The following is a 17,743-nucleotide window of genomic DNA, read 5'->3' on the forward strand; positions in this document are numbered from 1 at the left end:
GGGGAGCCACCGCGACCGCCGCACGCGTGCGTCCGGGCATGGACCGGCCGCGGCATACGCTGGGGGTGTGTTCTCCTCCCACGGACCGAGCGTCCGCGAACTCGCCGTGCAGGGCCTGTCCTCGATCGAGCGGGGCTACGACCTGCTCGCGCCGAAGTTCGACCACACGCCCTTCCGCACCCCGGACCGGATGCTCGACGCCGTCGAGGAGAGCCTCGCCCAGCACGAGGGCACCTTCGGTGCCGGGCTGGACGTCTGCTGCGGCACGGGCGCCGCGATCGGCATGCTGCGGCGGCTGTGCGGGGAGCGCGTGACCGGGGTGGACCTCAGCGCGGGCATGCTCGCCGAGGCCGAGCGGGCGTACGGCCCCGGATCCGCCCCCGGTTCGGCCCCTGGATCCGCTCCCGGATCCGTTCCCGGCTTCCCGCCCGTCGACTTCGTACGGGCCGACGCGCGGGCGCTGCCGCCCGCGCTCGAGGACTCGTACGACCTGGCGGTCAGCTTCGGGGCCTTCGGTCACTTCCTGCCGTCCGAGCGGCCCGCGCTCTTCTCCGGGATCCACTCCGCGCTGCGCGCGGGCGGGCTCTTCGCCTTCCCGATCGGCGCCCCGATCCCGCCGAGCTCACCGGTGTGGTGGGTGGCGGCGGGCTTCGACGCGGTGATGCGGGTGCGCAACGCGGTGTGGCGGCCGCCCTTCGTCATGTACTACCGGACCTTCCCGTTCGGCGGGGTGCGCGAGGACCTCCGGGCGGCCGGGTTCACGGTGGAGACCGTGCCGCTGGAGCACTTCGGGCGCCGGCCCGACGGGACTCCCCGCTGGCGGCTGGTCCTCGCCCGCCGCTCCGGCTAGCGGGTGCGCAGCTCGCGCTTGAGGACCTTGCCGCTCGCGTTGCGCGGCAGCTCGGTGACGAACTCCACCGCGCGCGGCACCTTGTAGTTGGCCATCTCCCGCCGGGACCAGGCGATCAGGTCGTCGGCGGTGAGCGTGGAGCCGGGGCGGCGGACCGCGTACGCCTTGCCGACCTCGCCGAGGCGCGGGTCCGGGACGCCGACGACCGCGACGTCGGCGACGTCCGGGTGCAGGCCGAGGAGTTGCTCGATCTCGGCGGGGTAGGCGTTGAAGCCGCCGACGATGAACATGTCCTTGATCCGGTCGGTGATGCGCAGGTTTCCGCGGTCGTCCTTGAACCCCACGTCGCCGGTGTGCAGCCAGCCGTCCGGGGTGATCGCCCTGGCGGTCTCCTCGGGGTCCTCGAAGTACCCCTGCATGACGTTGTAGCCGCGTACGACGATCTCGCCCGCCTGCCCGACCGGCTGCGGCCGCCCGTCCGCGTCCAGGATCAGCACCTCCGTGTCCGGGATGGCCCGCCCCGAGGTCTCGGAAATGATCTCCGCGGGGTCGCCCTTCCGGCACATGGTGACGATGCCACTGGACTCGGAGAGCCCGTAGGCGGTGAGGACGGTGGCGATGCGCAGTTCGCCGCGCAGCCGTTCGACGAGCCGCAGCGGGACCACGGCCGCGCCGGTGACGACCAGGCGCAGGGCGGAGAGGTCGTGGTGGTCGCGCTGCGGGTGGTCCAGGAGTGACTGGTGGAGGGTGGGCGGCCCGGGGAGTACGGAGATCCGCTCGGCGGCGACGTTGGCGAGGACGGTGTCCACGTTGAAGACGGGCTGGGGGACCATCGTGGCCCCGCGCATGAGGCAGGCGATGATCCCGGCCTTGTAGCCGAAGGTGTGGAAGAAGGGGTTCACGATCAGGTAGCGGTCGCCCTCGCGCAGTCCGGCGAGCTCGCACCACAGGTCGTAGCAGCGCAGGGACTGGGCGTGGGTGATGACGGCGCCCTTGGGGCTGCCGGTGGTGCCGGAGGTGAAGATGATGTCGGAGGGGGCGTCGGAGGGGATGGACCCGGCGCGTTCGCGCACCGCCCCGGCCGGTACGCGGTCCCCGCCCGTCAGGAAGTCCTTCCAGGTGCGGAAGGACTCGGGGGCGTCGTCGGCGAGGACGACGACCTGCTCCAGGTGCGGCAGCCCGGGCAGCGGCCCGGCGCCGGGGCCCTCGCCCGCGGCGCGGCGCAGGGAGGCGACGTAGGAGGTGCCGAGGAAGGTGCCGGTGACGAAGAGCAGCCGGGCCCGGCTGCGCTGGAGGACGTACGCCGCTTCCGCGCCCTTGAAACGGGTGTTGAGGGGGACGAGCACGGCGCCCGCCGACACGGCCCCGAGCGCGGAGACGATCCACTCCGGGGTGTTGGGCGCCCAGACGGCGACCCGGTCGCCGGGCTCGATCCCGGCGGCGATGCAGGCCGCCGCGGCGCGCTCGACGCGTTCGCCGAGCTGCGCGTAGCTGATCCGTACGCGGCCGTCGACGACGGCCTCGCGGTCGGCGTACTGTGCGGCTGCCGCCCGGACGAGCCCGGCGATGGTGCCCCAGCGCAGGTCTGCGCGTACGTCCTCGCGCCGGTCTTCGCGCCCGTGTTCGCGTCCGTCTTCGCGCTCGTGTTCGCCCATGCGTGTCACCCTCCCGCTCACCCAGTAGCTGACTATCCGTCAGATTAGCTGTAGCCTTCGCGGCTGTCAGCACTGGCGCACCCCGGAGGTCGCAATGGCGGCAACACTCAAGGACGCTACGGCGATAGTCGGCATCGGCCAGACCGCCTTCGCCAAACAACTGCCGCAGTCCGAGAAGGAATTGGCCTGTCGAGCCATCCTGGCGGCGCTCGCCGACGCGGGCATCGAGCCGTCCGAGGTCGACGCCTTCTCCTCCTACACCATGGAAGAGACCGACGAGGTCGAGGTCGCCAAGGCCATCGGCGCCGGCGACGTCACCTTCTTCTCCAAGATCGGCTACGGCGGCGGCGGTTCCTGCGCCACCGTCGGCCACCTCGCCGCCGCCGTCGCCACCGGCCAGGCCACCGTCGGCGTCGCCTGGCGCTCCCGCAAACGCGGCTCCGGCCCGCGCCCCTGGAAGAACACCGCCGTCCAGCTGCCCACCCCCGGCCAGTGGACCCGCCCCTTCGGCCTGCTGCGCCCCGCCGACGAGATCGGCATGCTGGCCCGCCGCTACATGCACGAGTACGGCGCCACCCGCGAGCACCTCTTCAACGTGGCGATGGCCTGCCGCAACCGGGCCAACGCCAACCCGGCCGCGATGATGTACGAGCGCCCGCTGACCCGCGAGATGTACATGACCTCCCGCATGATCAGCGACCCGCTCTGCCTCTTCGACAACTGCCTGGAGACCGACGGGGCGCTGGCCTGCGTGATCGTCTCCGCCGAACGGGCCCGGGACTGCCGCCAGAAGCCCGTCTACGTGCACTCCGCCGCCCAGGGCCTGCCCGCCCAGCACCACGGCATGGTCAACTACTGGAACGACGACCCGCTGTCGGGCCCCGCCTGGACCGCCGCCCGACACCTGTGGAAGCAGGCCGACTTCGGACCGCAGGACGTGGACGTCGCCCAGATCTACGACGCCTTCACCCCGCTGATCCCGCTCTCGCTGGAGGGCTACGGCTTCTGCGGGCGCGGCGAGGGCGCCGCCTTCACCGAGGGCGGGGCCCTGGAGATGGGCGGCCGGCTCCCGATCAACACCGGGGGCGGCGGCCTGTCCGAGGCGTACGTGCACGGCTTCAACCTGATCAACGAGGGCGTCAAGCAGCTGCGCGGCGTCTCCACCGCCCAGGTGCCGGACGCCGCCACCTGCCTGGTGACGGCGGGCGAGGGGGTCCCGACATCCGCGATCCTGCTCCGATCCTGAGCCGCCGAGTCCGAGTCCGAGTCCGAGTCCGAGTCCGCGTCGGAGTCCAAGTCCAAGGAGTCGACCGATGACCACCACCACCGCCGCCGCCACCACCGCACCCGGCACATCCACCGCCGACGAACTGCTCCTCCCGGTCCCCGACGAGGACGGAGCCCCCTTCTGGGAGTACGCGGCCCAGGGCGAACTCCGCATCCAGGCCTGCGCGGCGCCGGACTGCGGCCGGCTGCGTTTCCCGCCCCGCCCCTGCTGCCCGCACTGCCGGTCCTTCGACAGCGAGTGGCGCCGGATGAGCGGCCGCGGCCGCATCTGGTCGTACGTCAGACCGCATCCGCCGCTGCTGCCCGCCTACGCCGCGCAGGCCCCGTACAACGTGATCCTCGTGGAGCTCGCCGACGCCCCGCACATCCGGCTGGCCGGGAACCTGGTGACCTCCGCCGACGCCCCGCTCGACTCGGTGGACCCGGCCCGGCTGCGCATCGGCGCGCGGGTCCAGGTGGCCTTCACCTCGGTCGGCGGGATGGCCGTGCCGCGCTGGATCCTGGAGAAGCCGTGACGCTGCGGGTGGAGCGGGACAAGGCGACCGGGGTCGCGGTCGTCACCCTGGACCGGGAGCCCAAGCACAACGCCATCGACCTGGCGACGGCCGCCGAACTGAGCGCGGTGTGGCGGGAGTTCCGCTTCGCGGAGGAGGTCCGGGCGGTGGTGCTCACGGGCGCCGGCCCGGCCGCCTTCTGCACCGGCATCGACCGGGGCGTGGAGGTGCCGCAGCCCGCCTCCCCGTACTCGGCCGACGATCCGCTGATCGCCATCGGCCCCAAGGCGGGCGACCTGTGGAAGCCGGTCGTCGCCGCCGTCAACGGCATGGCCTGCGGCGGGGCCTTCTACCTGCTGGGCGAGGCGGAGTTCGTCATCGCGTCCACCTCGGCGACGTTCTTCGACCCGCACACCAGCTACGGCATGGTCAGCGCCTACGAGGCCGTGTACATGGCGCAGCGCATGCCCTTCGGCGAGGCGGCCCGGATGTCCCTCATGGGCGCGGCCGAACGGCTCTCCGCGCGGCGGGCGTACGAGATCGGGCTCGTCTCGGAGCTGACCGCCCCCGGGGAGCTGCTCCCGGCGGCCCTGCGTGCGGCCGAGACCCTGGCCGGCTTCCCGACGGAGGCCGTACAGGGGACCGTACGGGCCCTGTGGTCGGCCAAGCAGGCCACGCTCCAGCAGGCGCTGGCCCAGGCCCCGGCGCTGATCGCGCTGGGGAACCTGCCGCCGGAGCGGCAGGCGGAGCTCTTCACGGGCAGGCGGCGGGCGCCGGAGCCGCGGGTGCGGTGACCTGCGGGTGCGGTGACCCGCCGGGGCGCCGGCCGTCAGTCGAGCTGGCCGACCACGCAGTTCTTCACCTCTGCGGCCTTGGCGGGCTTCGTCAGCGGCACGGTGACCGTCCGGGTCTCGCGCGCCTTGAGCGTGATCCGGACGGACCCGGTGTCGAGGCCGGCGCCCTTGGCGTCCTGGAAGTTCACGGGGATCCGCACGGAGCGCTCCGTGTCCAGGTTGGAGCTGACCTGGAGGGTGGCCTCCGTCTTTCCCGCGCCGGCGCAGCTGATGACGATGACTCGGGCGGGCGGGGCCGTCCTGCTGGCCGAAGGTGTGGGGCTGCTGTTGCTGCTCCCGCTGTGGCTCTTCTTCTTGTTCTTGCTCTTGGAGCTGGAGCACCCGCCCCCGCTGCTCTTGCTCTTGCTCTTGCCGCTGCTCCCGCTGCTGCTCCCGCCGGTCGACGAGAACCCGGTCAGCGCGAAGACGACGGTCACCAGCACCGCGGTCAGTCTGATGTGACGTGCAGCCACCATGGCCCGAACCCCTCCCCTGGACAACGGCGGGCACGCTATCAGCCACCGCATGGCTTGTACCGACCCGGCGAGAGATCGACACCGACCCCTCACTCACGCTCCAAACCGCCCTCGCGCCCGCTCCGGCAACCGGCTGAACCCTTCCGGCGCCGCCCGCGATGCGGGGCGGCAGGGCCGGGCGTAGCGACCGCTTCTTGACGCACCTCTCGCACGGCTCGGCCCCGAGGGGCCTCTCCGGCTTCGAGCTGCTGCGCCGGACTCCGTCCGGCGTCCTCCGGCATGCGGGCCCCGGAGGCCGGGCGTAGCGTCGGGATCGAGACCGCTACCTCGGAGGGCCGGACATGATCCGCAACGTAATCGGCTCGCTGATGGGTCTCATCGGAGCGACGGCCGCCGTCTGGAGCCCCTTCCGTGCCTGGTACGACGGCCGTCACGGACGCGATTACCGCATCCAGGAACTCTTCACCGGCACCGGGATCACCGATCAGAAGGCCGCCCTGCTGGCCTCGCTCCTGCTCCCCTTCCTCTTCGCCGCCATCCTCACGCTGGCCGCGATCGTGCTGCGCTCGCGGCTGCTCATGGCCCTGGCCGGGGTCATCGTTCTCACGTTCAGCGTCCTGTGGATGATCCGCCAGGGTCAGGCCGCCGAGGGCCTCACCGTGGGCGTCGACGGCCTGGGCATCGGCGACGGCGTCGCCAACGCCTTCGGCGCGGGCGCCCTGCTCCTGCTGGCCGCGGCCGTCATGCGCGGCCGCCCCACCCACCGCGCCCGCCCCCTCCCGCCGCACACCACCACGGCGGCCCCGGAGTCGCACTCCGCCCCACCGAACGAGCTCTCTCCTCCGCCGGTCGACCGCTCGTAATCCAGGCCCGTCAGGGGGCTGGAACACTGGCCGGGCGGGCATCCCTCAGGCTGCTGTCCGGGCGCCGAGAGGTTAGATCACCGGCGGTCGGCCCAGTCGCGTCATGCGCCACACGGTCCGCCACCGCATGGGACGACGCGGCGGACATGGGACCCGCACGCCCTCGAAGAACCCGGCCCACCACGACCTCAGCCCCGCCAGCGGGGGCCGCTGAACCAGGGTGTATGCCGCCCACGAGGCGAGGTACACCGGTACCAGGGCGGCGGGCAGGTGGCGCTTCGCCAGCCAGACGCGGTTGCGCCCGGTGTTCCGGTAGTAGACCGCGTGGCGGGATGCCTCGGTACGGGGGTGGCGCAGTACCAGGTCCGCCCGGTAGTCGATCTGCCATCCGGCGTCGAGTGCACGCCAGGCGAAGTCGGTTTCCTCGTGGGCGTAGAAGAACTGTGCGGGGAACTCGCCGACCTGGTCGATCACGCGCATCCGGATGGCGTGGGCGCCGCCCAGGTAGGTCGTTACCGGTCCGGAGAGCAGCGGATCGGCGCCGCCGAGGCGGGGTACGTGCCGGCGCTGGGAGAGGCCTTCCTCGTCCGCGATTCGGAAGCCCACTACCCCGAGCCGGGGGTTCTCGGTGAATGCCTCTCTGACGAGTCGCAGCGTGTCGGTCTCGGGCAGCAGGCCGTCATCGTCCAGGACCAGGACGACGTCGACACCGCCGTGTTCACGCAACCACTGCACCCCGGCGTTCCTGCCCCCGGGGATGCCCAGGTTCTCCGGCAGCTCGACGGCCGCGACTCCGTCGTGGGGGCCAGGAAGCTTCACTCCCTGGGCGAGCACGACGACCGTCGCGGGGTCTCCCTCCTGGGCCGCCACCGAATCAAGGAGGTCCCGGAGCTGCTTCTCCCGGTCTCCCATGGTGAGGATCACGACGCCGATCGTAGGCACGTCCGTACGGGGGTCGTTCATGAGTGGGCCTGCAGCAGTTCGGCGGCGCGCTGGTTCAGGGCTTCAGCTCCGGGGACTCTGCGCCTTCCGTAGCCGGCCGCTACGGACTGGATCGACCTGATTTCCTTCCGGTTCCGGTCGGAGAGCACGCCGTCCATGAAATCCAGGGAGCGGCCCCACAGGGCCACGGCCTCCTCGTGACGGTGCTGGGCCGCAACCGACTTTCCGAGGTTGACCAGGGTGAGGCCGTGTACGCGCTGGTAGGTGCCTGGCACCCGGCCCTTGAGTGCCGCGCGGTAGTGCTTTTCGGCCGCCCGGTGGTCCTTCATCTCGGTCAGGGTCTTGCCGGTGTGCGAGGCGACGGTGGCTGAGACGGGCCCCGAGGCTGCGGCGTACGAGGGCACCAGGTCGTCCCCGGCCAGCATCGCGTCTTCGGCCGACAGCAGGGCGGCCGCGGCCTTCTCGCCCTTCCCGCTCGCCCCGTACGCCCTGGCGCAAGTGACCAGCAGGAGCGCCTCAGTCTGCCGGTCGACCTTGCCCGCCGCACGCCGCACGGCTTCCTCCGCCAGGTCGATACACGATTTGGGGTGGCCGAGGTCGAGTGCCTGGTGGGTCAGGGCCCTCATCATCCATGCGCAGTGCCCGTCCGGATCGGACTCGCAGGCCAGTTGGAAGCCCAGCAGGTAGTAGTGCTGGGCGGCACCCTCGCGGCCGAGGTCATGGTGCTTCCAGCCGACCAGGCACGCCAGCGTGGCCGCCGCCCCAAAGGCGCTTCGCTCCACTGAATCCGACGTGAATCGTCCCTCCAGCATGGGGACCACGGTGTCCGTGAGGTACGCGGTAACCGTCGTCAGCCCGTGGCCGCCGCCCAGCCGCTCGTCCACGCTCCGGAACGTCTCGGTGAGCTGCCGGACGGTGGCGACCTCCTCGGCGCCAACGCGGCAGCCGCGCTCTGCTGCCCTGAGGGTGGCGGCAACAGCTTCGTGGTCGTAGGCGAGGGGCAGACCGACTGCGGCCGTCGCAAAGGCTGCATTGATGAAGTCCCTGCGACGGAGCATCACGAATCTCCCGAGGTCGGTGGCGCTGGCCAGCGGATCGGCGTGACCCCCGCCGGCTGACCGGTGATCCGGGTCAGGGTTCGATCTTGATTCCGGCGTCCCGAGCAAGGGCCAGCGCCAACTCCATGGCGCCGGGCCCCTGGACGGCGGCGCCCTTCATGTCTGCGGCCCCGCCAACGTCCAAGAGCGTGCAGTCCTCGAACCGCACACGGCCGAGGGAGACGTTCGCGAACTGCACGCCGGTCAGGTCGCACGACCGGAACAGCACGTCCCGCAGCTCGGCGAACTGGAAGTCGGCCTGCGTAAGGTTGCAGCCCTCGAAGACCACAGCCTTGAACTTGCTGTGCCGCCACAGCGACATGTCCGCCCGGCACCCCTCGAACGCAACATCGTGGAAGTGCGACTTCGCCCACGACGCGCCTGTGATCCGGGACGCGGACACCTGGGCCCGCACCAGGGACGTGTCCTGGGCCCGGACTGTCGCGAAGTCGCAGGTCTGGAAGGTGGTGTCGGAGAACACCACCTGCCGGGTGCTCGCGCCAGTGAAGCGGACACTGTCGAAGCGGACCTGCTCCGTCTCCACCAGTTCCAGCATGCGGCCAGCGAAGACGTCCCCGCTGTACTCCACCCCGCGGATCATCGCGTCTTCCACCAGATCGTCCTCCGGCATCCTCGCCGGGCGGAGCGTCCCCTTGTTCCGGGGGGTCTGCGGGTTCCTCGGTCGCACTGCGGTCACGGAGGGCATGGCGCCGGACCCTAGCACCGAACCGGGCGCGGGCCGGGTGATACGACCCCCAAACGGCGGCGGCCCCGGCCCCCAGGAGGGGGCGGGGCCGACCGGCCGTACTGGCGGGGTGGTGATCAGGCGGCGTCGACTACGCCCGAGGCCGCGATCTCGATCTTGGCCTTGGGGGTACCGGACTGCGAGCCCAGGGACTCGATCTTGGTGACCAGGTCCGAGCCCGAGACGACCTCGCCGAAGACGACGTGCTTGCCGTCCAGCCACGGGGTGACGACGGTGGTGATGAAGAACTGCGAGCCGTTGGTGTTGCGGCCGGCGTTCGCCATCGACAGCAGGAACGGGCGGTCGTGCTTCAGCTGGAAGTTCTCGTCGGCGAACTTCTCGCCGTAGATGCTCTTGCCGCCGGTGCCGTTCTGGTTGGTGAAGTCGCCACCCTGCAGCATGAACTGCGGGATGACGCGGTGGAACGGCGAGCCCGCGTAGCCGAAGCCGTGCACGCCGGTGGCGAGCTCGCGGAAGTTCTGCGTGGTCTTCGGGACGACGTCGTCGAAGAGCTTGAACTCGATGCGGCCCGCGGCCTCGCCGTTGATGGTGATGTCGAAGTAAACGTTGCTCATGGGGTCCATCCTGTCACTCCCGGTGCGGTTCGCTACGCGGCGGGGCCGGAGCCCCGCCCGTATGCAGGTCAACCGCTCGTACGAGTGCCCGTCCCCTTCGCCGCGTCCAGGGCGTACACGCAGCGGTCCTTGCTGCACGCGTACACCACGCCCGCCTCCGCCACCGGGGCGCCCGTGATCTCGCCGCCCGTGGCCAGCTTCCAGCGGAGCTGGCCGCCCGCCGCGTCCAGGGTGTAGAGGCAGTGGTCGGCCGAGCCGAAGTGCACCCGGCCGTCCGCGACCGCCGGCAGGCCGGTGATCTCGCCGCCCGCCGCGAAACGCCACTTCGGGGTGCCGGTGACCGCGTCGAGCGTGTAGAGCGCGCTGCCCGCGCCCAGGTGGACGTTGCCGCCCACGACCAGCACCGGGTCCGAGGACTGCCGGGCCTCCGTCGCGATCCGCCAGCGGTCGTGGCCGCTGGCCGCGTCCAGGGCGTAGACGGTGCCCAGGTAGTCGACGAGGTAGACCCCGCCGCCCGTGATGGCCGCGCCCGGCGCGAAGGCCGGCGGCGCCAGGAAGACCGCGGGGGCCTCGAAGTGCCAGCGGACCCGGCCCGAGGCCCGGTCGACGGACAGGACGCGGGTACCGGCGGCGATGTAGACGTTGCCGTCCGGGGCCGGGGTGACCCGCACCGGGACGCCGCCGCAGGAGGCCGCGTCGCCGACCGGGTACGACCAGGACTCGCGGCCGCTGCGGGCGTCCAGCGCGCGCAGCCGCGCGTCCTGCCACACGTACACCGTGCCGTCGTGGAGGACCGGGGCCGCCTCCGGCGTCTCGAAGTCGCTCTGCGCGCCGGTGAGCTCCCACAGCTTCTGGCCGTTGGACGCCTCCCAGCCCTGGACGCCGCCCCCGCGCGTGGCGGTGACGACCGTGCCGCGCTCGGCGCGCAGCGCGTACACCCAGGCGTCGGTGGACAGCCGCCACCGCTCGGAGCCGTCGCCGGCGTCGAGCGCGTAGAGGGACGGGCCGTCGGAGGCGTGGATCCGGCCGTCGGCGACCGCCATGGACCAGGCGACGTCGCGCGTCTTGAACTGGCGGCGGCCGCTCGCCACGTCCAGGGCGTGCACCTCGAAGGAGGTGACGTACAGCAGGTTGCCGGCGACGGTCGGGGTGCCCCAGACCTCGTTGGACATGCGGAAGCGCCACGGGCGCCAGCGGCCGCTGTCCGGGGCCGGGCCGGGACCCGGTACGGACACGGGCGAGGACACCGGAGCCGGTACGGAAGCGGAGGACGCCGAGCCGCCCGGCGGCCGGACCCAGCCGGTCGCCGAGTCCGCGCCCGAGGCGTGCGCCGCCGGCGCCGCGGCCGTCGCACGCGGTCCGGGCCCGATCGGCACCGGCGAGCCGCCGAGGCGGACGGGCTCGCCCGAGGGCGCCGGGTTCATCGGCGGGTGGTGCGGGCGCTGCGGGACGGCCTGGCCGGTACGCGGGTCCACCCACGGGTCGGCGCCGCCGCGCTGGCGGCGGTGCGTGGCGGCCGCGGAGGGCCCGGAGGACGCGGCGGCCGAGCGGGGGCCCGCCTGCGGCGCGGGCACGATCGCGGCGGCGGGCGTACGGTTCCCCGCGCGCCGGGCCTCGATCATCGCGACGGCCCGCTCCGGGAGCCACGCCGAGGCCGTACCGCTGTCGTCGCCGCCGTCGAAGAGGTGCGGCGCGAGCTGCGCCTGGAGGTCGGCGGGGGTCGGGCGCTGGGTGGCGTCCATCTGCATGCAGGACTCGATCAGCGGCCGCAGTTCCTCCGGCAGCCCCTCCAGGTTGGGGCCCTCGCGCAGCAGCATGAAGACCGTCTCCACCGGGTTCGCCCCGTGGTACGGCGGGTGCCCGGTGGCGGCGAAGACGAGCGTGGAGCCGAGCGAGAAGACGTCGCTGGCGCCCTTGACGCTGCGCGAGTCCTTCGCCTGCTCGGGCGACATGTAGGCGGGAGTGCCGACGGCGACGTTCGTCATGGTCAGCCGCGTGTTGGAGACCCCGCTCGCGATGCCGAAGTCGATCACGCGCGGTCCGTCCTCGACGACGAGGACGTTGGACGGCTTCAGGTCGCGGTGGACCAGGCCCGCCCCGTGGATGGACTGCAGCGCCTCGGCGATGCCGGCCGCGAGCCACCGTACGGCCTGGGCGGGCATCGGCCCGCACTCGTTGACGATCTCCTCCAGGGAGGGCGCCGGGACGTACGCGGTGGCCAGCCACGGCACGGCGGCGCGCGGGTCGGCGTCGACCACGGCCGCGGTGTAGAAGCCGGACACGGCGCGGGCCGCCTCCACCTCGCGGGTGAAGCGGACCCGGAACAGCTGGTCCTCGGCGAGCTCGGTGCGCACCGTCTTGATCGCGACCCGCCGTCCGGACGCGGACCGCGCGAGATAGACCAGCCCCATGCCGCCGGCGCCGAGCCGTCCCAGCACCTCGAAGGGGCCGATCCGTCTCGGGTCGTGCTGCGTCAGCTGCTCCACCACTCGCCTCCACACCTCCCCGTACGGACCCACGCTCCGGGCCCGCTTCCACCGGTACGGGGCCTGGCCCCGCGCAGCGTCTCACTCCGGGCGCCGCCCGGGTCGCGCAACCCCGATTCTGTCAGGCCCGCGCCTGGTCCGGCCCCGGCGCGGCGGGCAGTGCGGGGGTGGGATAGCCCACTCGCTACGTGGCCAGCCTCGTCCGGGGTTCCGAGAGCAGCCCGAAGACCGCCCCCTGATTGTCGGCGACGACCGCGATCCGCCCGTAGGGGGTGTCGAAGGGATCGGCGGTGACCCGGCCGCCGAGCCGCTGCACCATCGCGACGGACTGGTCGCAGTCCGGGACGGCGAAGTAGACGAGGAAGTGGGCGGGCATGATCTCCGGGAAGGCGTCGGTGATCAGGCTGCGGCCCAGGACGGCGGTGTCGCTGCCGGGCGCGCTGCCGGGCGGGGACCAGACGCGGTACTCGACGCCGGCGTCGTTCTGGTCCTCCGGGACGTAGCCGAAGACCTTGGCGTAGAAGACGTCGACGGCGTCGCGGGCCCGCGTGTAGACCTCGCTCCAGCAGTACGTGTACGGCTCCCGCTGGGCGTCGAAGCCGTGGTGGGTGCCGGGCTGCCAGAGGCCGAAGACGGCCCCGCCGGGGTCGGCGGCCATCGCGGCGGTCCCGTACGGGCCGACCGGCATCGGGTCCATCACCATCTGGCCGCCGGCGGCGCGGATGCGCTGGGCGCAGGCGTAGGCGTCGGTGGTGTAGAGGTAGACCCCCCATACGGTGGGCATCCGGCCGTCGGGTTTGGGGGCGAGGGCGGCGACGTTGCGGCCGCGGCTGTAGGCCTGCGTGTAGTGGCCGTACTCGGCTCCCGCACTGTCTGCGAAGGTCCACCCGAAGAGCTCGCCGTAGAAGCGCTTGCCCGCCTCGACGTCCGGGAGCGAGGCGTCCACCCAGCAGGGTGCGCCTTCCGCGAATGCGGCCATGGGCCCGGTTCCTTCCGTTGTGCGGGGGTGTGTACCCTCCCACCTCTCTCAGCCATGATCCGCCCGAAAACTTGTCCACAGCCTGTTGATAAGACTATTCGGGGGATATCTCGCGGAACCGGGCGACACGCCCGTGCCGGGCATCGGGCCGGGTGTGGGGCGGCCATGGGGCGGGGGGCCGGGCCGTGCGCCGGCCGCGGACGGGGGGACCCGTCCGAAATTGGCTCCCGCGGCCGCCGGGGGCCGCCTTCCGCCCAGGCCAGGGACCCCGTAACCCCATTTGCAGGCGGCCGAATAGCGCGCCGATCACCCCTCGGTAAGCTGACGGCATGACAGGACAAGTACGCACCGTCGACGGGCGTGTCGCCGGCCGGCGCGGCCAGGCGACGCGGCAGAAGCTGCTCGACTGCCTCAGCGAGATGCTCAGCTCCTCGCCGTACCGCGACGTCAAAGTGATCGACGTCGCCCGCAAGGCCGGTACCTCCCCCGCGACCTTCTACCAGTACTTCCCGGACGTCGAGGGCGCCGTCCTGGAGATCGCCGAACAAATGGCCTCCGAGGGCGCGCAGTTGACGTCGCTCGTCGAGGGCCGGACCTGGGTCGGCAAGTCCGGTTGGGCGGCCGCCGAGGAACTCGTCGAGGGCTTCCTGGAGTTCTGGCGTCGCAACGACGCGATCCTGCGGGTCGTCGACCTCGGCGCGGCCGAGGGCGACAAGCGCTTCTACAAGATCCGCATGAAGATCCTGAACTCGGTCACCAACTCCCTCACGGAATCGATGAAGGAGCTCCAGGCCAAGGGCAAGGTCGACAAGGACCTCAGTCCGGCGGCGATGGCCGGTTCGCTGGTCGCGATGCTGGCCGCGGTCGCCTCGCACCAGAAGGGCTTCCAGACCTGGGGTGTCAAGCAGGCCGAGCTCAAGCCGAACCTGGCGCTGCTCGTCCACCTCGGCATCACGGGCAAGAAGCCGACCAAGTGACGGCGGACCCTCTCCAGGGTCCGCCGCCGGGCAACCTCTTCCGTACCCCTGCGATCAGCGACGCTCCAGGCGGAAGAGCCGGATCTCGCGCTCGATGCGCGCCTGGTACGTCGCGTACGGCGGCCAGAACTTCAGCACTGCCCGCCACGCCGCCGCGCGTTCCTCGCCCGCCAGCAGCCGGGCCCGTACGGCGATGTCCCGCCCTTGCCAACTCACGTCCGCGTCCGGGTGCTTGAGAAGGTTCCCGGTCCATGCCGGGTGCCCGGGCCGGCCGAAGTTGGAGCCGATCAGCACCCAGCTCGCCCCGCCGTCCTCCGGCATGCAGGCGAGCGGGGTGGTGCGCGGTTCGCCGGTCTTGGCGCCCTTGGCGGTGAGGATCACGCCCGGCAGCATCTGGGCGCTGAGCATGACCTTGCCGCGGGTGAGCTTGTGCACCGCCTTGTCCATGGCGGGGATGATGTGCGGTGCGATCTTGGCGAAGAGCATGGTCGAGGAGACCTTCTGCATCAGCTTGACGCCGGGAGCCATCAGACGGCCGCCCTCTCTCGTGTGACGGGTGAGGCGGATGAGGCGAACAGGCCCGCGCGGGCCGCGGCATGGGCCCGCAGCCGGTGGACCGGGCCGAACAGCAGCTCGTCGGCCGCCGCCCGCTTGAAGTAGAGGTGCGCGTCGTGCTCCCACGTGAAGCCGATGCCGCCGTGCAGCTGGATCGCCTCGCCCGCGGTCATCCGCAGGGCCTCCAGGGCCTGGGCCAGGGCGAGGCCGCCCTGCTCCGCGTCCCAGGCGGCGTAATAGGCCGCCGAGCGGGCCGCCTGCACCTGTACGTAGAGGTCGGCGAGCCGGTGCTTGACCGCCTGGAAGGAGCCGATCGCCCGGCCGAACTGCTCGCGCTGGCGTACGTACTCCACGGTGCGGGCCAGCGCCTGCCCGGCCGCGCCGACGGCCTCGGCGGCCAGGACGGTGGCGGCGGTACGCCCGGTGGCGGCGAGGGCGCCGAGCACGTCGGCGCTGTTGCCGTCGCTTTCTCCGCCTGCCTCGCCGAGCAGCTCGGCGGGAACGTCCCGCAGCTGGATCCTGGCCTGCGGGCGGGTCTCGTCGAGCACGGCCTGCCGCGTCCGTACGAGCCCGGGCGCGTCCTCCCGTACGAGGAACAGCAGCGTCCGGCTGCGGGCGAAGCCGCCCGTGTGCGCGGCGACCAGCAGCACCGAGGCGCTGTGCCCGTCGAGCACCTGTGCGACCTCCCCGTACAGCCGCCAGCCGCCGTCCGCCGCGTCGGCGCGGGCCTGGACCCCGCCCGCGCGGCCGCCGCCGGACCACTGTCCGTCGATGTCGTCGCCGGTCAGCGCGAGTGCGGTGGCCAGCGCCGGTCCGGGGACGGCGAGGGCGGCGGTCAGCCCGCCCGCCGCGAGCGGCGGGAGCAGCGCGGAGCGCTGGGCGGCGGTGCCGAGGGCGGTGATCAGGGGCGCGCAGAGCACGGCGGTGGCCAGCAGCGGCGAGGGCAGCAGCGCCCGCCCGGTCTCCTCGCAGGCCAGGGCCAGGTCGGCGGGGGCGCAGCCGACGCCGCCGTACTCCTCGGCGATGGCGATGCCCGGCAGCCCGAGCTGCCGGGCGAGCTGCTGCCACAGCTCGCGGTCGTGTCCGGCGGCGGTGCGGACGGCGGCCTTGACCTCGTCGGGGCCGCAGCGTTTGCCCAGGATCTCGCGCAGGGTACGGCGTATCTCGTCCTGCTCCGCGGTGAAGGCGGCATCCATCGTCGGGCTCCTCCCCGTATCTGACGGGCCGTCATGTTAGGCCCGGCGGCGGCAGATGCACAGGGGGTGGGCGGGCCGGGTCGCGGTCGGCCCCGTTGGGTCCCGTCCGTCCGGATCTAGTATCTGACGGACCATCAGATGTACCGTCGGTTTCATGTCTTCCTCTACGGTCTCTCGCCCCCGCCGGAAGGTCGCGGTGGTCGGCGTCGCCCTCTCGGACTGCGGCCGCGTGGACGGTCCCACCCCGTACGCCCTGCACGCGCAGGCCGCCCGGCGCGCCCTGGCCGACTCCGGCCTGGACCGCTCCGTCATCGACGGCTTCGCCTCGGCCGGCCTCGGCACGCTCGCACCGGTCGAGGTGGCCGAATACCTCGGCCTGCGCCCCACCTGGGTCGACTCCACCTCGGTGGGCGGCTCGACCTGGGAGGTCATGGCCGCCCACGCGGCGGACGCGATCGCCGCGGGGCACGCCAACGCGGTCCTCCTGGTCTACGGATCCACGGCGCGGGCCGACATCAAGGCCCGCCGCCGGACCTCGAACCTCTCCTTCGGGGCGCGGGGACCGCTGCAGTTCGAGGTCCCGTACGGCCACACGCTGATCTCCAAGTACGCGATGGCCGCCCGCCGGCACATGCACGAGTACGGGACGACGCTGGAGCAGCTCGCCGCGGTCGCCGTACAGGCCCGCGCGAACGCGGCCACCAACCCGGACGCCATGTTCCGCGACCCGATCACGGTCGACGAGGTCCTGTCCGGCGAGATGATCGCGGACCCCTTCACGAAGCTGCACTGCTGCATCCGCTCGGACGGCGGCTGCGCGGTGCTCCTCGCGGCCGAGGACTACGTCCCCGACACCGCCAAGGCCCCGGTGTGGATCCTGGGCTCGGGCACCTCCGTCTCCCACACCACCATGTCGGAGTGGGAGGACTTCACGGTGTCCCCGGCAGCGGTCTCGGGCCGCCTGGCGTTCGAGCGGGCCGGGCTCACCCCGGCGGACGTGGACCTCGCGGAGATCTACGACGCCTTCACGTACATGACCCTGGTGACCCTGGAGGACCTCGGCTTCTGCGCGAAGGGCGAGGGCGGGGCCTTCGTGGAGAAGGGCCGCCTGCTGCGCGACGGGGAACTCCCGGTCAACACCGACGGCGGCGGCCTCTCGGCCTGCCACCCGGGCATGCGGGGCCTCTTCCTCCTGGTCGAGGCAGTCCGCCAACTCCGCGGCGAGGCGGGCCCCGGCCGCCAGGTCACCAAACCGGGCGGCCGCCTCCCGGAGGTGGCGGTGGCCTCGGGCACAGGCGGCTGGTTCTGCTCCTCGGGGACGGTGGTACTGGGGCGGGGGTGAGGCGGGGTGGCTGGGGTGGGGAGGTCGGGTGGTGCGGGGCGGCTTCGGTGGGAGGGGCGGGGGCGGCGGGGCGGGGTTGGTTCGTGCGGGGGTGGCTTCGGGGGGTGGGGGCTGCGGGGCGGGGCGGGTCGTGCGGGGGTGGCTTCGGTGGGCGGAGTTCGGCGGGCGGCATGAGTCTGTGCGGCGGTGGCTGCGAGTCGCGGGAGCCCCTCAGGCGGGATCAGAGAGGGTTTGGGGGTTTCCCGGCAGTCTCATCGTCTCTCCGTGTCGGGCCGGTCCCTCAAGGGCGCTCCCTGCGGTCGCGTCGCTACGCGATGGCCTTCGGCCACCCTTGACCGACCGTCCCGCCACGGACATACGAAGACTGCCGGGAAACCCCCAAAGGAACGGG

General features: G+C 72.6%; 17 protein-coding genes. 7 read left to right on the plus strand and 10 right to left on the minus strand.

All coding sequences use genetic code 11. The features are described 5' to 3' along the window. Nucleotides 1–67 precede the first annotated feature (67 nt). The gene (locus ACZ45T_RS30275) at nt 68–850 is read left to right on the plus strand and encodes a class I SAM-dependent methyltransferase (protein WP_468446853.1); all 783 of its coding nucleotides are present in this window, start codon (nt 68–70) and stop codon (nt 848–850) included. Here the strand turns inward: ACZ45T_RS30275 and ACZ45T_RS30280 are convergent. Then, nucleotides 847–2,505 carry a FadD3 family acyl-CoA ligase gene (locus ACZ45T_RS30280; RefSeq protein WP_468446854.1) on the minus strand — a complete coding sequence of 553 codons (1,659 nt, stop codon included), beginning with the start codon at nt 2,503–2,505 and terminating at the stop codon, nt 847–849. The genes ACZ45T_RS30275 and ACZ45T_RS30280 overlap by 4 nt on opposite strands. Before the next feature lie 94 nt (nt 2,506–2,599). On the opposite strand from ACZ45T_RS30280, the gene ACZ45T_RS30285 reads away from it, so the two are divergent. The 3 genes from ACZ45T_RS30285 to ACZ45T_RS30295 all read left to right on the plus strand — a co-directional run bounded on the left by ACZ45T_RS30285 (nt 2,600) and on the right by ACZ45T_RS30295 (nt 5,080). Continuing rightward, entirely contained in the window at nt 2,600–3,751 is a 1,152-nt protein-coding gene (locus ACZ45T_RS30285) for a lipid-transfer protein (protein WP_468446856.1), read from the plus strand. Nucleotides 3,752–3,818: 67 nt separating this feature from the next. Beyond that, a complete protein-coding gene (locus tag ACZ45T_RS30290) occupies nt 3,819–4,307 on the plus strand; it encodes a Zn-ribbon domain-containing OB-fold protein (protein ID WP_468446858.1) in 489 nt (162 codons plus the stop codon). Continuing rightward, nucleotides 4,304–5,080: an enoyl-CoA hydratase/isomerase family protein gene (locus tag ACZ45T_RS30295; protein WP_468446860.1), complete on the plus strand. Its 777-nt coding sequence runs from the start codon at nt 4,304–4,306 to the stop codon at nt 5,078–5,080. Before ACZ45T_RS30290 ends, ACZ45T_RS30295 begins: the two co-directional genes overlap by 4 nt. A 35-nt stretch (nt 5,081–5,115) precedes the next feature. Here the strand turns inward: ACZ45T_RS30295 and ACZ45T_RS30300 are convergent, their stop codons facing one another. Beyond that, a complete protein-coding gene (locus tag ACZ45T_RS30300; protein WP_468446862.1) occupies nt 5,116–5,595 on the minus strand; it encodes a hypothetical protein in 480 nt (159 codons plus the stop codon). 341 nt (nt 5,596–5,936) lie between these two features. Here ACZ45T_RS30300 and ACZ45T_RS30305 point away from each other — a divergent pair, with 341 nt between their 5' ends. Further along, nucleotides 5,937–6,458, plus strand: a complete 522-nt coding sequence (locus tag ACZ45T_RS30305; protein ID WP_468446864.1) for a hypothetical protein — start codon at nt 5,937–5,939, stop codon at nt 6,456–6,458. 72 nt (nt 6,459–6,530) lie between these two features. Here the strand turns inward: ACZ45T_RS30305 and ACZ45T_RS30310 are convergent, their stop codons facing one another. The 6 genes from ACZ45T_RS30310 to ACZ45T_RS30335 form a co-directional block, all read right to left on the minus strand. Next, nucleotides 6,531–7,421, minus strand: coding sequence for a glycosyltransferase family 2 protein (locus tag ACZ45T_RS30310; protein WP_468446866.1), 891 nt, complete (start codon nt 7,419–7,421; stop codon nt 6,531–6,533). Next, entirely contained in the window at nt 7,418–8,458 is a 1,041-nt protein-coding gene (locus ACZ45T_RS30315) for a tetratricopeptide repeat protein (protein ID WP_468446868.1), read from the minus strand. Before ACZ45T_RS30315 ends, ACZ45T_RS30310 begins: the two co-directional genes overlap by 4 nt. A 73-nt stretch (nt 8,459–8,531) precedes the next feature. Further along, nucleotides 8,532–9,128 carry a pentapeptide repeat-containing protein gene (locus tag ACZ45T_RS30320; RefSeq protein ID WP_468446870.1) on the minus strand — a complete coding sequence of 199 codons (597 nt, stop codon included), beginning with the start codon at nt 9,126–9,128 and terminating at the stop codon, nt 8,532–8,534. Nucleotides 9,129–9,319: 191 nt separating this feature from the next. Beyond that, on the minus strand, nt 9,320–9,817 hold the full coding sequence (locus ACZ45T_RS30325) for a peptidylprolyl isomerase (protein ID WP_468446872.1): 498 nt from the start codon (nt 9,815–9,817) through the stop codon (nt 9,320–9,322). A gap of 68 nt (nt 9,818–9,885) precedes the next feature. Further along, nucleotides 9,886–12,306 carry a protein serine/threonine kinase AfsK gene (gene afsK / locus ACZ45T_RS30330; RefSeq protein ID WP_468446874.1) on the minus strand — a complete coding sequence of 807 codons (2,421 nt, stop codon included), beginning with the start codon at nt 12,304–12,306 and terminating at the stop codon, nt 9,886–9,888. 181 nt (nt 12,307–12,487) lie between these two features. Further along, complete coding sequence (locus tag ACZ45T_RS30335) at nt 12,488–13,282, minus strand: VOC family protein (RefSeq protein WP_468446876.1); 795 nt, start codon at nt 13,280–13,282, stop codon at nt 12,488–12,490. Between the two features lie 329 nt (nt 13,283–13,611). Here ACZ45T_RS30335 and ACZ45T_RS30340 point away from each other — a divergent pair, with 329 nt between their 5' ends. Beyond that, entirely contained in the window at nt 13,612–14,259 is a 648-nt protein-coding gene (locus ACZ45T_RS30340; RefSeq protein ID WP_468446878.1) for a TetR family transcriptional regulator, read from the plus strand. Between the two features lie 54 nt (nt 14,260–14,313). Here ACZ45T_RS30340 and ACZ45T_RS30345 read toward each other — a convergent pair whose 3' ends face one another. Beyond that, complete coding sequence (locus ACZ45T_RS30345; protein WP_468446880.1) at nt 14,314–14,787, minus strand: nitroreductase family deazaflavin-dependent oxidoreductase; 474 nt, start codon at nt 14,785–14,787, stop codon at nt 14,314–14,316. Then, nucleotides 14,787–16,010: an acyl-CoA dehydrogenase family protein gene (locus ACZ45T_RS30350; protein WP_468446882.1), complete on the minus strand. Its 1,224-nt coding sequence runs from the start codon at nt 16,008–16,010 to the stop codon at nt 14,787–14,789. The genes ACZ45T_RS30345 and ACZ45T_RS30350 overlap by 1 nt, the downstream gene beginning before the upstream one ends. A gap of 154 nt (nt 16,011–16,164) precedes the next feature. Here ACZ45T_RS30350 and ACZ45T_RS30355 point away from each other — a divergent pair, with 154 nt between their 5' ends. Further along, on the plus strand, nt 16,165–17,352 hold the full coding sequence (locus tag ACZ45T_RS30355) for a thiolase C-terminal domain-containing protein (RefSeq protein ID WP_468446884.1): 1,188 nt from the start codon (nt 16,165–16,167) through the stop codon (nt 17,350–17,352). The last annotated feature ends 391 nt before the right edge of the window (nt 17,353–17,743 follow it).

The sequence above is a fragment of the Streptomyces sp. NPDC030995 genome, from assembly GCF_055571215.1.

What these genes read in the sequence shown, in the direction of transcription:
- ACZ45T_RS30285 (WP_468446856.1), top strand. Translation starts at nt 2,600, where the DNA reads ATGGCGGCAACACTCAAGGACGCTACGGCGATAGTCGGCATCGGCCAG.
- ACZ45T_RS30305 (WP_468446864.1), top strand. Translation starts at nt 5,937, where the DNA reads ATGATCCGCAACGTAATCGGCTCGCTGATGGGTCTCATCGGAGCGACG.
- ACZ45T_RS30280 (WP_468446854.1), bottom strand. Translation starts at nt 2,505, where the DNA reads ATGGGCGAACACGAGCGCGAAGACGGACGCGAACACGGGCGCGAAGAC.
- ACZ45T_RS30315 (WP_468446868.1), bottom strand. Translation starts at nt 8,458, where the DNA reads ATGCTCCGTCGCAGGGACTTCATCAATGCAGCCTTTGCGACGGCCGCA.
- ACZ45T_RS30290 (WP_468446858.1), top strand. Translation starts at nt 3,819, where the DNA reads ATGACCACCACCACCGCCGCCGCCACCACCGCACCCGGCACATCCACC.
- ACZ45T_RS30300 (WP_468446862.1), bottom strand. Translation starts at nt 5,595, where the DNA reads ATGGTGGCTGCACGTCACATCAGACTGACCGCGGTGCTGGTGACCGTC.
- ACZ45T_RS30340 (WP_468446878.1), top strand. Translation starts at nt 13,612, where the DNA reads ATGACAGGACAAGTACGCACCGTCGACGGGCGTGTCGCCGGCCGGCGC.
- ACZ45T_RS30310 (WP_468446866.1), bottom strand. Translation starts at nt 7,421, where the DNA reads ATGAACGACCCCCGTACGGACGTGCCTACGATCGGCGTCGTGATCCTC.
- ACZ45T_RS30345 (WP_468446880.1), bottom strand. Translation starts at nt 14,787, where the DNA reads ATGGCTCCCGGCGTCAAGCTGATGCAGAAGGTCTCCTCGACCATGCTC.
- ACZ45T_RS30350 (WP_468446882.1), bottom strand. Translation starts at nt 16,010, where the DNA reads ATGGATGCCGCCTTCACCGCGGAGCAGGACGAGATACGCCGTACCCTG.
- ACZ45T_RS30325 (WP_468446872.1), bottom strand. Translation starts at nt 9,817, where the DNA reads ATGAGCAACGTTTACTTCGACATCACCATCAACGGCGAGGCCGCGGGC.
- ACZ45T_RS30320 (WP_468446870.1), bottom strand. Translation starts at nt 9,128, where the DNA reads ATGCCGGAGGACGATCTGGTGGAAGACGCGATGATCCGCGGGGTGGAG.
- ACZ45T_RS30335 (WP_468446876.1), bottom strand. Translation starts at nt 13,282, where the DNA reads ATGGCCGCATTCGCGGAAGGCGCACCCTGCTGGGTGGACGCCTCGCTC.
- ACZ45T_RS30355 (WP_468446884.1), top strand. Translation starts at nt 16,165, where the DNA reads ATGTCTTCCTCTACGGTCTCTCGCCCCCGCCGGAAGGTCGCGGTGGTC.